The following is a 214-nucleotide window of genomic DNA, read 5'->3' on the forward strand; positions in this document are numbered from 1 at the left end:
TTCCTGCCATGAAGAAAGAGTTTGTTTGGCTAAAAGAAGTGGATAGTATTGCGATTCAGTCGTCTGTTCGCAACCTTACGGATGCGTATACACGCCTTTTCAAAAAACAAAACAATGCCCCGCGTTTCAAATCTAAGAAAAACAACGTACAATCTTACACAACAAAACAAACAAATGAAAACATTGCCGTTGTAGGAAACAAAATAAAATTGCC

1 pseudogene is annotated in these 214 nt (G+C 37.4%); it reads left to right on the forward strand.

Features of this window, described 5'->3' with window-relative positions:
* Positions 1 to 214: pseudogene (locus G9F74_RS29815) on the forward strand (RNA-guided endonuclease TnpB family protein); the annotation flags it as partial.

Source organism: Bacillus sp. EKM202B (genome assembly GCF_011066025.1).
In the GTDB taxonomy this organism is placed as follows: domain Bacteria; phylum Bacillota; class Bacilli; order Bacillales; family Bacillaceae_G; genus Bacillus_A; species Bacillus_A toyonensis.